Origin of the sequence: Streptomyces himastatinicus ATCC 53653, from assembly GCF_000158915.1 — a bacterium.
GTDB lineage: Bacteria > Actinomycetota > Actinomycetes > Streptomycetales > Streptomycetaceae > Streptomyces > Streptomyces himastatinicus.
In genome coordinates, this window is record NZ_GG657754.1 from 5,610,374 (window position 1) to 5,624,496 (window position 14,123).

8 protein-coding genes and 1 pseudogene are annotated in these 14,123 nt (G+C 71.5%); 8 read left to right on the forward strand and 1 reads right to left on the reverse strand.

Annotation, left to right across the window (positions count from 1 at the left end):
• Window positions 1-238 precede the first annotated feature (238 nt).
• Window positions 239-2,695: a DEAD/DEAH box helicase gene (locus tag SSOG_RS23740; protein ID WP_078510386.1), complete on the reverse strand. Its 2,457-nt coding sequence runs from the start codon at window positions 2,693-2,695 to the stop codon at window positions 239-241.
• A gap of 54 nt (window positions 2,696-2,749) precedes the next feature.
• On the opposite strand from SSOG_RS23740, the gene bldG reads away from it, so the two are divergent.
• From bldG to SSOG_RS53850, 8 genes and pseudogenes are all read left to right on the forward strand, one after another.
• Window positions 2,750-3,091: an anti-sigma factor antagonist BldG gene (gene bldG, locus SSOG_RS23745; RefSeq protein ID WP_009716787.1), complete on the forward strand. Its 342-nt coding sequence runs from the start codon at window positions 2,750-2,752 to the stop codon at window positions 3,089-3,091.
• 89 nt (window positions 3,092-3,180) lie between these two features.
• Entirely contained in the window at window positions 3,181-3,609 is a 429-nt protein-coding gene (locus SSOG_RS23750) for an ATP-binding protein (RefSeq protein ID WP_009716788.1), read from the forward strand.
• A gap of 426 nt (window positions 3,610-4,035) precedes the next feature.
• On the forward strand, window positions 4,036-6,471 hold the full coding sequence (locus SSOG_RS23755; protein WP_039938537.1) for a sodium-translocating pyrophosphatase: 2,436 nt from the start codon (window positions 4,036-4,038) through the stop codon (window positions 6,469-6,471).
• A gap of 247 nt (window positions 6,472-6,718) precedes the next feature.
• Entirely contained in the window at window positions 6,719-7,288 is a 570-nt protein-coding gene (locus SSOG_RS23760; protein ID WP_245606364.1) for a small secreted protein, read from the forward strand.
• A gap of 121 nt (window positions 7,289-7,409) precedes the next feature.
• A complete protein-coding gene (locus tag SSOG_RS23765) occupies window positions 7,410-8,981 on the forward strand; it encodes a DUF7059 domain-containing protein (RefSeq protein ID WP_086015803.1) in 1,572 nt (523 codons plus the stop codon).
• Window positions 8,982-9,148: 167 nt separating this feature from the next.
• Window positions 9,149-9,346: a hypothetical protein gene (locus tag SSOG_RS23770; protein WP_009716792.1), complete on the forward strand. Its 198-nt coding sequence runs from the start codon at window positions 9,149-9,151 to the stop codon at window positions 9,344-9,346.
• Window positions 9,347-9,555: 209 nt separating this feature from the next.
• Complete coding sequence (gene topA / locus SSOG_RS23775; RefSeq protein WP_009716793.1) at window positions 9,556-12,450, forward strand: type I DNA topoisomerase; 2,895 nt, start codon at window positions 9,556-9,558, stop codon at window positions 12,448-12,450.
• Window positions 12,451-12,540: 90 nt separating this feature from the next.
• Window positions 12,541-14,123: pseudogene (locus SSOG_RS53850) on the forward strand (MFS transporter); the annotation flags it as partial.

Consider the following 14,123-nt stretch of genomic DNA (forward strand, 5'->3'; position numbering starts at 1 on the left):
CGCCTGCCGCCTCGCCCGGCGGGTGGCCTCCGCCCAGGGGGCGCGTGTGGTGCGGTGCGCCCTGAGCGGTGAGATCGCGGACCTCACGGCGGAGGTGCGGGCCGGGCCGTTCGCCCTCCGGGTCCGGTCGCGGGCGGGCCCCGCCGACACCCCCGTACCCGGTCATCCCGTGCCCGGCCGCGACGGGCGGTCGGCGGAGCGGGCCGTGCGGGAGCCTGCGGCGGGCGCCAGGGCCCGGTCAGCCTTCGGCGGGGGGTTGGTCCGGGGCCTTGGCCAGGAGCGTCGTCAGGAGGCGGATGGCGGCCCGCTTGTCGAGCGGATCGTTCCCGTTGCCGCACTTCGGGGACTGGATGCAGGACGGGCAGCCCGCCTCGCACTCGCAGACCGCGATCGCCTCGCGGGTGGCGGTCAGCCAGCGGGCGGCGGTGTGGAAGGCGCGCTCGGCGAAGCCCGCTCCGCCAGGGTGGCCGTCGTACACGAAGACCGTCGGCAGCAGCGTGTCGGGGTGCAGGGGGACCGACACCCCGCCGATGTCCCAGCGGTCGCAGGTCGCGAAGAGCGGCAGTATGCCGATGGAGGCGTGCTCGGCGGCGTGCAGGGCGCCGCCGAGGGCCTGGGGGTGGACCCGGGCGTCCTCCAGCTGGTCCTCGGTCACCGTCCACCACACGGCCCGGGTGCGCAGCGTGCGGGGCGGGAGGTCGAGCTTGGTCTCGCCCAGCACCTCACCGGTGATCAGCTTGCGGCGCAGGAAGGAGACGACCTGGTTGGTGACCTCGACGGAGCCGAAGCACAGCCGCGCGTCCCCCCACGGGATCTCGGTGGTGGTCTCCAGGATGGAGATCGCGGTGGTGTCGCGGGCGGTGGTCGAGTACGGCGGGCTGGCCTCCTCCACCAGCGCGACCGAGTCCTCCAGGTCGAGCTGCCGGACGATATAGCTCCGGCCCTGGTGGAGGTGGACGGCACCCTCGTGGACGGTGGTGTGGGCGGCCGAGGCGTCCACGGTGCCCAGCAGCCGCCCGGTCGCCGCCTCCACGACCTGGACCGGGCTGCCGCCCTCCCCGCGGATGTCGGTGAGGTCGGCGGCGCGCTCGCGGCGGGTCCAGTGCCAGGCGGTCGCGCGGCGGCGCAGCAGCTTGCGCTGTTCCAGCTGCGGCAGCAGCTCCTCGGTGGCGGGGCCGAAGAGGTCCAGGTCCGCCTCGGTGAGCGGCAGCTCGGCGGCGGCCGCGCACAGATGCGGCGCGAGGACGTACGGGTTGTCGGGGTCCAGCACGGTGGACTCGACCGGCTGCCGGAAGAGGGCGTCCGGGTGGTGGACCAGATAGGTGTCCAGCGGGTCGTCGCGGGCGACCAGGATCGCGAGGGCTCCCTGTCCGGTGCGTCCGGCCCGTCCCGCCTGCTGCCACAGGGAGGCCCGGGTGCCGGGATAGCCGGCCAGTACGACGGCGTCCAGACCGGCGATGTCCATGCCGAGTTCCAGGGCGGTGGTGGCGGCGAGGCCGAGGAGGTCACCGGAGTGCAGGGCCCGCTCCAGGGCGCGGCGCTCCTCGGGGAGATATCCACCGCGGTAGGCGGCCACCCGGTCCGGCAGGGTCCGGTCGACCTCCGCCAGGCGCTCCTGGGCGATCAGGGCGATCAGTTCGGCGCCGCGCCGGGAGCGCACGAAGGTGACGGTGCGGACGCCCTGGACGGCGAGGTCGGTGAGCAGGTCCGCGGACTCGGCGGTGGCCGTGCGGCGGACGGGGGCGCCCTGCTCGCCGTGCAGCTCGGTCAGCGGCGGCTCCCACAGGGCGAAGACCACCTCGCCGCGGGGCGAGGAGTCCTCCGTGATCGCCGCGACCGGCACCCCGGTCAGCCGGGTGGCCGCCACGGCCGGGTCGGCGGAGGTGGCCGAGGCGAGCAGGAAGACGGGCGAGGAGCCGTAGCGGGCGCAGACTCGCCGGAGCCTGCGCAGCACCTGGGCGACATGGGAGCCGAAGACGCCGCGGTAGGTGTGGCACTCGTCGATGACGACGTAGCGCAGCGCGCGCAGGAAGGAGGACCACCTGGGGTGGCCGGGCAGGATGCCCCGGTGGAGCATGTCGGGGTTGGTGAGCACGTAGTTCGCGTACTGGCGGACCCACTCGCGCTCCTCCACCGGCGTGTCGCCGTCGTACACCGCAGCCCGCACCCCGGTGCCCAGCGGGGCGGTGAGGTCGGCCACCGCGCGGCGCTGGTCGGCGGCGAGCGCCTTGGTGGGCGAGAGGTACAGGGCGGTCGTGCCCCGCCCGCTGGGCTCCTCCGAGCCGTCCAGCAGGGTGCTGAGCACGGGGGCGAGATACGCCAGGGACTTGCCCGAGGCGGTGCCGGTGGCCACGACCACGGATTCTCCGCGCAGGGCGTGGGCGGCCGTGCGTGCCTGATGGGTCCACGGGCGCTCGATTCCGGCGGCCCGGATGGCGTCGATCACTTCCGGCCGGATCGGCGAAGGCCAGTCGGCATGGCTGCCGAGACGCGGGGGCAAGTGCTCCGTATGAGTGATGCGCGCGCCTCGGCCTGCTCCGGTGCCGAGCCGGTCGAGAACGGCCCGGGGCGAGGGGCGTATGCCCGCCTGCCGCGGGAGTTGGTTGTGGGCCATCGACACCGAGTGTGTCACTGGTCTGACGGACAATGGGCTCAAGGCGTCGTGCACGCCTGCTGGTAAGTGATTGAATGCCATCGCGGCTGCCGATCCATGGGGGGCGACCGCTCGATGCAAGGTGCTGGAGGATCCGTGGACCTGTCCCTGTCGACTCGGACCGTTGGCGACCGCACGGTCGTCGAGGTCGGTGGCGAGATTGATGTATATACCGCGCCCAAGCTGCGCGAGCAGCTGGTCGAGCTTGTCAACGACGGTAGCTACCACCTGGTCGTCGACATGGAGGGCGTCGACTTTCTCGACTCCACCGGGCTCGGCGTGCTCGTCGGCGGGCTCAAGCGCGTACGTGCCCATGAGGGCTCACTGCGTCTGGTGTGCAACCAGGAGCGCATTCTCAAGATCTTCCGTATCACCGGCCTGACCAAGGTGTTCCCCATCCACACCTCGGTCGAGGACGCTGTCGCGGCGACTGACTGACCAGTCACCGCGGGAAGACAACCAAGGGGGTCCCGGGCGGTTTCGCCCGGCCCCCTGATCTGCACGCCCATACGCCCGAGGGGGATGGCATGGCCACCGTCGAACTCCGCTTCAGCGCGCTTCCCGAGCACGTCAGGACCGCCCGGCTGGTCGCGGCTGCCGTAGCGCGTCGGGCGGGGGTGGACGAGGCCGTGCTCGACGAGGTGCGGCTCGCTGTCGGCGAGGCCTGCACCCGTGCGGTGGGGCTGCACCTGAGCAACGGGGTGGACGCCCCGGTGCGGGTGGCGCTCACCGAGGAGGAGAAGAAGTTCTCCATCGAGGTCGGCGATGAGTCCCCGACCTCGACCGGGCATGCCCCGGGCTCCCACCCGGACGTGGACGACGAGGGCGAGAGCGAGGACGAGATGGGCCTCGCGGTCATCAGCGGGCTCGTCGACGACGTCGAGGTGACGACCAGCGAGACCGGCGGTGTGATCCGCATGAGCTGGCCGGCCTCGCCCCAGTCCCTCGTGCCGTAACGATTCCGCCGCCATCCCGCTTCATCCGCTGTGACCTCCGGGCCGGCCGTCCCCGTGACGGCCGGCCCGGTCGTCGTTCCGGCACGTTCCGGGCCGTCCCTCCGGCCGACCGTTCCGGAGACCCATCGGGAGGTCCGGAAAACCGCTCTGAACAGCACTTTTCATAGTGCACTGAGATCGTTTATGGAGATCATTTCACCCCCGTCAGTGAATTGTTGACCTTCCTCCTTCCGGAGGAATTCCCGGGGCCGAAACCTATTGATCTTCGCTGGTGCGGGCGAATTCCCATTCCGGCGCCCTGTTTTGATCGTGTGACGCTACTTACAATCCGTCCACATCTTGAGCTCAGGACGCCTGAGCGTGGCGGCTCTTCTGCGGTCGCAGAACTGCTGCGCGCGCCCATGTGCCAAACGTCAAGGAGGACGAATGGCGGGGCCTCTCACCCCTCATCAGCTGGATCTCACCACGACCCTGGCCGCCGCAGAGCTGACCGATGACAACCGTGTGATCGTGATGGTGATCGCCGCGGTCGCGGTCGCGGCGCTCGCTGTCGCCGTGGTGCTGGTACGACAAGTGCTCGCAGCCGGCGAGGGCACGGACAGCATGAAGAAGATCGCCGAGGCCGTTCAGGAAGGCGCGAATGCCTATCTGGCCCGGCAGCTGCGCACCCTCGGCGGATTCGCCGTGGTCGTGTTTTTCCTGCTCATGTTGTTGCCGGCGGACGACTGGCCGCAGCGCATCGGGCGATCGGCGTTCTTTCTGATCGGCGCGGGATTCTCGGCGGCCACCGGCTATATCGGCATGTGGCTCGCGGTGCGCAGCAATGTGCGCGTCGCCGCCGCGGCCCGGGAAGCGACCCCCGAGGCCCCCGCCACCCCGGTCAACGGGGATTCCGCTTCGTCCGCTCCCGGGCCCGCCGTGGATCTGACGGCGGTCTCGCACAAGGCGATGAAGATCGCCTTCCGCACGGGCGGCGTGGTCGGCATGTTCACCGTGGGCCTCGGCCTGCTGGGCGCGTCCTGCGTGGTGCTCGTGTACGCGGCCGACGCGCCCAAGGTGCTGGAGGGCTTCGGTCTCGGTGCCGCGCTGATCGCGATGTTCATGAGGGTCGGCGGCGGCATCTTCACCAAGGCCGCCGACGTCGGTGCCGACCTGGTCGGCAAGGTCGAGCAGGGAATCCCCGAGGACGACCCGCGCAACGCCGCGACCATCGCGGACAACGTGGGCGACAACGTCGGCGACTGCGCGGGCATGGCCGCCGACCTGTTCGAGTCGTACGCGGTGACCCTGGTCGCCGCGCTGATCCTCGGCAAGGCGGCCTTCGGCGACGCGGGCCTCGCCTTCCCCCTGCTCGTCCCGGCCATCGGCGTGCTCACCGCGATGGTCGGGATCTTCGCCGTGGCCCCGCGCCGCGCCGACCGCAGCGGGATGACCGCCATCAACCGCGGTTTCTTCATCTCCGCGGTGATCTCGATGGCGCTGGTGGCGGCTGCGGTCTTCACCTATCTGCCGTCCAGCTACGCCGACCTCGACGGTGTCACCAACCGCGAGATCCTCGGCCACAGCGGTGATCCGCGCATTCTCGCGCTGGTCGCCGTCGCCATCGGCATCGTGCTCGCCGCGCTCATCCAGCAGCTCACGGGCTACTTCACCGAGACCACCCGGCGCCCCGTGCGGGACATCGGCAAGACCTCGCTGACCGGCCCGGCCACCGTGGTGCTCTCCGGCATCTCGGTGGGGCTGGAGTCCGCCGTCTACTCGGCGGTGCTGATCGGGCTCAGCGTCTACGGCGCGTTCCTGCTCGGTGGCACCTCGATCATGCTGGCGCTGTTCGCGGTCGCGCTCGCCGGGACCGGACTGCTCACCACCGTCGGCGTCATCGTCGCGATGGACACCTTCGGCCCGGTCTCCGACAACGCGCAGGGCATCGCCGAGATGTCCGGCGACGTCGAGGGCGCGGGCGCCCAGGTGCTCACCGACCTCGACGCGGTCGGCAACACCACCAAGGCGATCACCAAGGGCATCGCCATCGCGACGGCGGTCCTGGCCGCGGCGGCGCTCTTCGGCTCGTACCGCGATGCCATCGCGGAGGCCGTCTCCGATGTGCACACCTCGGTGGCCGGGCAGATGAACCTCAGCCTGGACATCTCGCAGCCCAACAACCTGGTCGGGCTCGTCCTCGGCGCTGCGGTCGTCTTCCTCTTCTCGGGGCTGGCGATCAACGCGGTGTCGCGGTCGGCCGGCGCGGTGGTCTTCGAGGTGCGGCGGCAGTTCCGGGAGAAGCCCGGGATCATGAACTACACCGAGAAGCCGGAGTACGGGCGCGTCGTCGACATCTGCACCAAGGACGCGCTGCGCGAGCTGGCCACCCCCGGTCTGCTGGCGGTCCTGGCGCCGATCGCCGTCGGCTTCGCCTTCGGGGTCGGCGCGCTCGGCTCGTTCCTGGCCGGGGCGATCGGCACCGGCACCCTGATGGCGGTCTTCCTCGCGAACTCCGGGGGCGCCTGGGACAACGCGAAGAAGCTGGTGGAGGACGGGCACCACGGCGGCAAGGGCAGCGAGGCCCATGCCGCGACGGTGATCGGCGACACGGTCGGCGATCCGTTCAAGGACACCGCCGGGCCCGCGATCAACCCGCTGCTGAAGGTCATGAACCTGGTGGCGCTGCTGATCGCTCCGGCGGTCGTGAAGTTCAGTTACGGCGACAACGCGAGCCCGGGGCTCCGCGCGGCGATCGCCGCGGTGGCCGTCGCGATCATCGTGGGTGCCGTCTATGTCTCCAAGCGGCGCGGAATCGCCGTGGGTGACGAAGGCAACTCCGAACGCGTCGCGAAGTCGGCCGACGCGGCGGTGGTGTCCTGACCCGGAAGCGGTCACGGGGCCGTATGAGCCCCCGCGGCATGCGGGCGGTCGGCGCGTTCACCAGATGAGCACGATGAGGCGGATGGCACACCGAGCTTGGTTCAAATGGCTTCAACGATGAGGCGGATGGCACACCGAGCTTGGTTCAAATGGCTTCAAAGATATCCATATAGGATGCTCGGCAGACGGTCCGAGCGGCTTGGCCGTGTATGTTCCGGGGCCGAGAGCCATGGAAGGGACCAATCCGGTGAACAAGAAGCTTGTGGCACTGTCCGGCGGTGCGGCACTCGTACTGGCGCTGAGCGGCTGCGGCGGCGGCGGCGATGATAGCGAGAAGAAGGCCAACGCCTGGGCCAAATCGGTCTGTGATGAGGTGCAGCCGCAGCTGAAGAAGATCCAGGGCGCCAACGCCTCCATCCGGGCGGCGTCCGAGGAGCAGGACTCCAAGAAGCTCCAGCAGACGGACTCCAAGGCGTTCCAGCAGATCTCCGAGTCCTACGCGGCGCTCGCCAAGGCGGTGAAGAAGGCCGGCGCCCCGCCCGTCGACAACGGCGCGCAGACCCAGAAGCAGGCCGTCAAGGAGCTGAACGCCACCTCCGGGGCGTACAACGACCTGCAGACGACCGTCGACAAGCTCGACACCTCGGACAAGTCCAAGTTCGCCGAGGGCCTCAAGGGCGTCGCCGACGAGCTCAAGAAGCTCAGCGACTCGGGTGACAAGGCCCTTCAGCAGCTCCAGGCGGGCAAGGTCGGCACCGCGATGTCGAAGCAGCCCGGCTGCCAGAAGCCGAAGACCGGCGCCACCAGCGCCACGTAGGGCGCGAGGGCCGGGCTGTCACGCCCCTGTTGTCGAGTTGTCGGGGTGTCGAGTTATCCACAGGGTGGCTTTTCCACAGGCCGCCGCCCGTCGTCGCCGACGGTCGGCGGTTGCCCCGACAATGGGGGGCGTGAGTACGCACCAGCCCCCGTCCCGTCGCCCGATCCCCGACCCCGAGCGCACCATCCGCCTCCGCGAAGCGCTGCTGGCCGCCGCGTTCACCGCGGACGGCCTGCTGGATCTGCTCGGCGGGCCCGCCTACGCCGCCCTGGCCCGCGGCGAGACCGTCCCCGCGCTGCGCGCGGCCCGCGGCGCCAGCCCGCTGGAGATCCTGGTGCGGCTGTTTCTGCTCCAGCGCCCGGTGTCCGGCGAACGGGCGGCCGAGGCCCTGCCGGTGACGGACTGCCTCGCCGACGGCTGGCTGGTGCGGGACGGCGCCGAGGTGCGCGCGAGCGTGGACGTGCGCCCGTACGGCGGCCCCGAGGGCCAGGACTGGTGGATCGTCTCCGACCTCGGCTGCGCGGTCGGCGGAGCCGGAGGCATCGGCGGTCCCGGCGGCGCCCGTGGGGCCGAGGAGCGCTCGCAGCTCGTCCTCGGCGTCGGCGGCGCGTCCACCACGCTGGCCGGTCTCACCGTCCGTACGCCCGTCAAGCGGGCTCTCGACCTCGGCACCGGCTCCGGCATCCAGGCGCTGCACGCGAGCCGGCACGCCGCCCGCGTCACCGCCACCGACCCCAATCCGCGCGCCCTCGACATGGCCCGGCTCACCCTCGCCCTCTCCGGGGCGCCGGAGCCGGACCTGCGCGAGGGGTCGCTCTTCGAGCCGGTCGGCGGCGAGACGTACGACCTGATCGTGTCGAATCCGCCGTTCGTGATCTCGCCGCGCTCCGCGGAGGGCGACCGGCTGGTGTACCGGGACGGCGGGATGTCCGGGGACGATCTGTGCCGCACCCTCGTCCAGCAGTCCGCCGCTCATCTCGCCGACGGCGGCTGGTGCCAGCTGCTCGCCAACTGGCAGCACGTCCGGGGCGAGGACTGGCGCGAGCGGCTGGCCTCCTGGGTGCCGCCCGGCTGCGACGCCTGGATCGTGCAGCGCGAGGTGCAGGACGTCGCGCAGTACGCCGAGCTGTGGCTGCGGGACGCGGGCGAGCACCTGGCCGGCCCCGAGGCGTACGCGGCGCGCTACGACGCGTGGCTGGACGAGTTCGAGGCGAGCGGGACCACGGCCGTCGGATTCGGCTGGATCACCCTGCGCAAGTCCGGCGCCGACCGGCCCTCGGTGACGGTGGAGGAGTGGCCGCACCCGGTCGAGCAGCCGCTGGGGGAGGCCGTGGCGGCCCACTTCGACCGCCAGGACTTCCTGCGCGCGCACGACGACGCGGCGCTGCTCACGGCCCGCTTCCGGCTCGCCGACGAGGTCGTCCAGGAGCAGGTCGGGCTGCCCGGCATGGAGGACCCCGAGCATGTGGTGCTCCGGCAGAACCGGGGCATGCGGCGCGCGACCAAGGTCGACACGGTGAGCGCGGGGTTCGCGGGGGTGTGCGACGGCACGCTGAGCGCGGGCCGGATCCTGGACGCGATCGCCCAGCTGCTCGGGGAGGATCCGGTGGTGCTGCGCGACCGCACCCCGCAGTCCATCCGGCTCCTGGTCGAACAGGGCTTTCTCCAGCCGGTGGCCGACGAGGTTCCGTAGGCCCCGGCGCGCGCGCCGGGCGTACGCCGGGGGCCTGGCCGCGCGCCCACTTGCCCCCGCGTGGCGGGATGCCGCCGCCGGGGACGTGAACACGGCCGGAAAGGGCGGTCGCGCCCCGTTCACCCGGGGTTCGCGCGTACGCCTACCGCGCGTGCCACGCTCCGGGCATGGAGAGCGGACCTGCGATCTTCGCCGGAGCGGCATTCGTGTTGTTCGGTACGGCCCTGCTGCTGTGGACAGCGGTGCGGCTGCGGCAGCGTGTGCCGGTCGCCGACGGTGTGAGTCCCGTCGCTTCCGCGACCCTCTCCCTTCTCTTCGCCGCCGCCGCTCTGGGCGGCGGGATCTGGTGCCTCGGTTACGCCTGACAGGGCGCCTTCCGCGAGGCTTGTGCCGGTCCGGGCGGCAGACAGGACGCTTGTCGGGTTACCGTTCGAGTGGCGTTGCGGGCTTTTTCCGTTTGACACGGGGGCGGGATGTACCGTCACACTCCGCAGCGTCACCGTAGAGGGCCGTGTACGCGTTACCCGCGCTGCATCGCCTGTTCACCGAGCGTCGACCGGAGAGAAGAGCGAAGTTGTCCCCGACCACCAGCGAGACCGCACAGGGCGGCCGCCGACTCGTCATCGTCGAGTCGCCTGCCAAGGCGAAGACGATCAAGGGCTACCTGGGCCCGGGCTACGTGGTCGAGGCGAGCGTCGGGCACATCCGGGACCTGCCGAACGGTGCGGCCGAGGTTCCCGACAAGTACACCGGTGAGGTGCGCCGGCTCGGCGTGGACGTCGAGCGGGACTTCCAGCCCATCTATGTGGTGAACGCGGACAAGAAGAGCCAGGTCAAGAAGCTCAAGGAGCTGCTCGCCGAGTCCGACGAACTCTTCCTCGCCACCGATGAGGACCGGGAGGGCGAGGCCATCGCCTGGCACCTCCAGGAGGTCCTCAAGCCCAAGGTGCCGGTCCGCCGGATGGTCTTCCACGAGATCACCAAGGACGCGATCCGCGAGGCCGTCGCCAATCCGCGCGAGCTGAACAAGCGCCTGGTCGACGCCCAGGAGACCCGCCGCATCCTGGACCGCCTCTACGGCTACGAGGTCTCGCCGGTCCTGTGGAAGAAGGTCATGCGGGGCCTGTCCGCGGGCCGTGTCCAGTCGGTGGCCACCCGTCTCGTCGTCGAGCGCGAGCGCGAGCGCATCGCCTTCCGCTCCGCCGAGTACTGGGACCTGACCGGCACCTTCTCCACCGGCCGCGCCGGTGACGTCAGCGATCCGGGCACCTTCGGCGCCCGGCTGTCCGCGGTGGACGGCCGCCGCGTCGCCCAGGGCCGTGACTTCACGTCGCTCGGGCAGCTCAAGGACGGCTCGAACGTCCTGCACCTGGCCGAGGCGGACGCCCGCGCCCTGGCCGCCGGCCTCGCGGACACCGCCTTCACGGTGCGGTCCGTCGAGTCCAAGCCGTACCGCCGCTCGCCGTACGCCCCGTTCCGTACGACGACGATGCAGCAGGAGGCCAGCCGCAAGCTCGGCTTCGGTGCCAAGGCCACCATGCAGGTCGCGCAGAAGCTGTACGAGAACGGCTACATCACCTATATGCGTACGGACTCCACCATCCTGTCGGACACGGCGGTGGCGGCGGCCCGGGCGCAGGTCACGCAGCTGTACGGCAGCGACTACCTGCCGGACAAGCCGCGGACGTACGCGGGCAAGGTGAAGAACGCGCAGGAGGCCCACGAGGCCATCCGCCCCTCGGGTGACCGTTTCCGCACCCCGGCGGAGACCGGGCTCACCGGCGACCAGTTCCGGCTCTACGAGCTGATCTGGAAGCGGACCGTCGCCTCCCAGATGAAGGACGCGGTCGGCAACTCCGTCACCGTCAAGATCGGCGGCCGGGCGAGCGACGGCCGGGACGCGGAATTCTCGGCCTCCGGTAAGACGATCACCTTCCACGGCTTCATGAAGGCCTACGTGGAGGGCGCCGACGACCCGAACGCCGAGCTGGACGACCGCGAGCGCCGTCTGCCGCAGGTCGCCGAGGGCGACGGGCTCACCGCGGAGGAGATCACCGCCGACGGCCACGCCACCAAGCCCCCGGCCCGCTACACCGAGGCGTCGCTGGTCAAGGAGCTGGAAGAGCGCGAGATCGGCCGTCCGTCCACGTACGCGACGATCCTCGGCACCATCCTCGACCGCGGCTATGTGTTCAAGAAGGGCACCGCGCTGGTGCCGTCCTTCCTGAGCTTCGCCGTGGTCAACCTGCTGGAGAAGCACTTCGGCCGGCTCGTCGACTACGACTTCACCGCGAAGATGGAGGACGACCTCGACCGCATCGCGCGCGGTGAGGCCCAGGCCGTGCCGTGGCTGAAGCGGTTCTACTTCGGGGAAAGCGCCGACGGCGTCGACGTCGGCGAGGGCGCCGCGGCCGAGGCCGGGAACGGCGACGGCGATCACCTCGGCGGGCTGAAGGAGCTGGTCACCGACCTGGGCGCGATCGACGCCCGGGAGATCTCCTCCTTCCCCGTGGGCGACGGGATCATGCTGCGCGTCGGCCGCTACGGGCCGTACGTCGAGCGCCCGTCCCAGACCGAGGGCGAGACCGGCCACCGCGCCGACGTCCCCGACGACCTGCCGCCGGACGAGCTGACCGTGGCGTTCGCGGAGGAGCTGCTCGCCAAGCCGAGCGGCGACTTCGAGCTGGGCACCGACCCGGAGACCGGGCGCCCGATCGTCGCCAAGGACGGTCGCTACGGTCCGTACGTGACCGAGGTGCTGCCCGACGACACCCCGAAGACCGGCAAGAACGCGGTCAAGCCGCGCACCGCCTCGCTCTTCAAGTCGATGTCCCTCGACACGGTGACCCTCGCGGACGCGCTCAAGCTGATGTCGCTGCCGCGCGTCGTCGGCACCGACCCCGAGGGCACCGAGATCACCGCGCAGAACGGCCGCTACGGCCCGTATCTGAAGAAGGGCACCGACTCGCGCTCGCTGGAGCGCGAGGAGCAGCTCTTCACCATCACGGTCGACGAGGCGCTGGCGATCTACGCCCAGCCCAAGCAGCGCGGCCGGGCCGCGGCCAAGCCGCCGCTGAAGGAGCTGGGCACCGACCCGGTCAGCGAGAAGCCGGTCGTGGTCAAGGACGGCCGCTTCGGTCCGTACGTCACGGACGGCGAGACCAACGCGACGCTGCGCCGGGACGACGACGTCGAGACGATCACGGCCGAGCGCGGCTACGAGCTGCTGGCGGAGAAGCGCGCCAAGGGCCCGGCCAAGAAGACCGCCAAGAAGACGGCGGCGAAGAAGACCGCGGCCAAGAAGACGGCGGCCAAGAAGACCACCGCGAAGAAGACGGCCGCAAAGAAGACCGCGGCGAAGAAGACGACGACCGCGGCGAAGAAGACCACGGCCAAGAAGACGGCCGCGAAGAAGACCACTGCGGCCAAGACGGCCGCGGCCGGGAAAACGGCGGCCAAGGCGGAGTAACGCCTGGTCGCGGCCATGTCATCCGCGTGCCCCCGCCCGTTTGTTCGGCCGGGGGGACGTGGATTCACGTGATCCGGATAGGCTGGCGGGATGACGCGAGAGCAGCCTACGGACGTGACCCCCACTTCCGGCGCCCTTGCCGCGGACTCCCGCGAGCGTGCCGTCCGAGCACTCCTGCGCTATCCGCCGCTACGCCGGCTCTGGAGCGCCCAACTCGTCGGCGGCGCCGCGGACGCGCTGGCCGTCCTGGTGCTCGTCCTGCTGTCGTTGCAGGCGGCGGTCTCCGCGGGCTCCTTCGGCGGGGGCTATAGGGGGGCGGCGCTGGCGGTCGCGGCCGTACTGGGCATGCGGCTCCTGGCGACCGTGCTGTTCGGCGCGGTGCTCCTCGGCCCGCTCTCCGCTCTCATCGGCCCGTCCGGTCCGCTGGACCGCCGCTGGACCATGATCGGCGCGGATGGGCTGCGGCTCGTCCTGCTGCTCATCGCACCGCTGTGGATCGACTGGACGCCCGACGACGCCGTCGCCTGGCTGCTCATCACCACCTTCGTCGTGGGCGTCGCCGAGCGCTTCTGGACCATCGCCAAGGACGACGCGGCCCCCGCGCTGCTCCCCGCACCGCCCGTCGAGGGCGCCGCCGTGCGCCCGCTGCCCGACCACATGGACGCGCTGCGCCGCCTCTCGCTGCGGACGAACTTCCTCAGCGTGCCGCTGGCCGCCGCCGGGCTCCTCGTTGTCATGCTCATCGGCAGGCTGCTGGGCACCGGCGTCAGCTGGTTCCACGCCCACCAGGCGGCGCTCGGCTCGTACGTCGGCGCCGGGCTGTTCGCCGCGTCCATCTCGGTCCTCTACTTCGTGGAGCTGCCCGGCGCGCAGACGCCCCGTACGCGCTCCCCGCTCGAAGGACTGCGCCGTCCGCGCGCCGCCTCCGGCTCCGGTGCCGACAAGGGCCGTACCGGCGCCGTACCGCTGCTGATCCTCGCCTGCGCGGGAGTGGCGGCCGCCATCGCCGCGGCCGTCGGCGTCGCCGCGCTCCAGGCCGTCGACCTCGGCGGCGGCCCGGTCGGTTTCTCGCTGCTGGTGCTCGTCCTCAGCGGCGGCCCGGCGATCGGCATCCGCTCGGCGCCCAAGGTCCTCCCGGGGCTCTCGCGGCGCCGGCTGCTGGCCCTGTCGGTCGCGCTGACCGGTCTCGCGCTGCTCGCGGCGGGCCTGGTGCACGACGCGACGACCGTCCTGATGATCGCGCTGCTCGCCGGTCTGTCGGCCGGTATCGCGGCGAACACCGGCCACTCCCTCCTGGACCAGGAGCTGGAGGAGTCCCGCCGGCCCCGGATGACCGAGCACCTGCACGCCGTCGTCCGCGTCGCCGTCGGCCTCGGGGCGGTCGCCGCCCCGCTGCTCGCCGCCGTGATCGGGCCGCACCGGCTCGGCAGCGGCGAGTTCGTGTTCGCCCATGGCGGCGCGGCCTTCACGCTCATGCTCGTCGGCGCGCTGCTGCTGCCCATCGCGGCGCTGGTCCTCGGCCGCACCGACGACCGGCAGGGCGTCCCGCTGCGGCAGGACCTGCGCGAGGCGCTGCTGCGCGGCGGGGGCGCGGACGAGGCCCCGGCCGCGACCGGCTTCTTCATCGCACGTCAGAGGGCGGTGACGGCGCCGGCAAGTCCACGCAGGTCGAG

Excerpts from the sequence above, each read along its gene's own strand:
- SSOG_RS23740 (WP_078510386.1), bottom strand. The coding sequence starts at position 2,695 with ATGGCATTCAATCACTTACCAGCAGGCGTGCACGACGCCTTGAGCCCA.
- SSOG_RS23750 (WP_009716788.1), top strand. The coding sequence starts at position 3,181 with ATGGCCACCGTCGAACTCCGCTTCAGCGCGCTTCCCGAGCACGTCAGG.
- SSOG_RS23755 (WP_039938537.1), top strand. The coding sequence starts at position 4,036 with ATGGCGGGGCCTCTCACCCCTCATCAGCTGGATCTCACCACGACCCTG.
- SSOG_RS23765 (WP_086015803.1), top strand. The coding sequence starts at position 7,410 with ATGGGGGGCGTGAGTACGCACCAGCCCCCGTCCCGTCGCCCGATCCCC.
- SSOG_RS23770 (WP_009716792.1), top strand. The coding sequence starts at position 9,149 with ATGGAGAGCGGACCTGCGATCTTCGCCGGAGCGGCATTCGTGTTGTTC.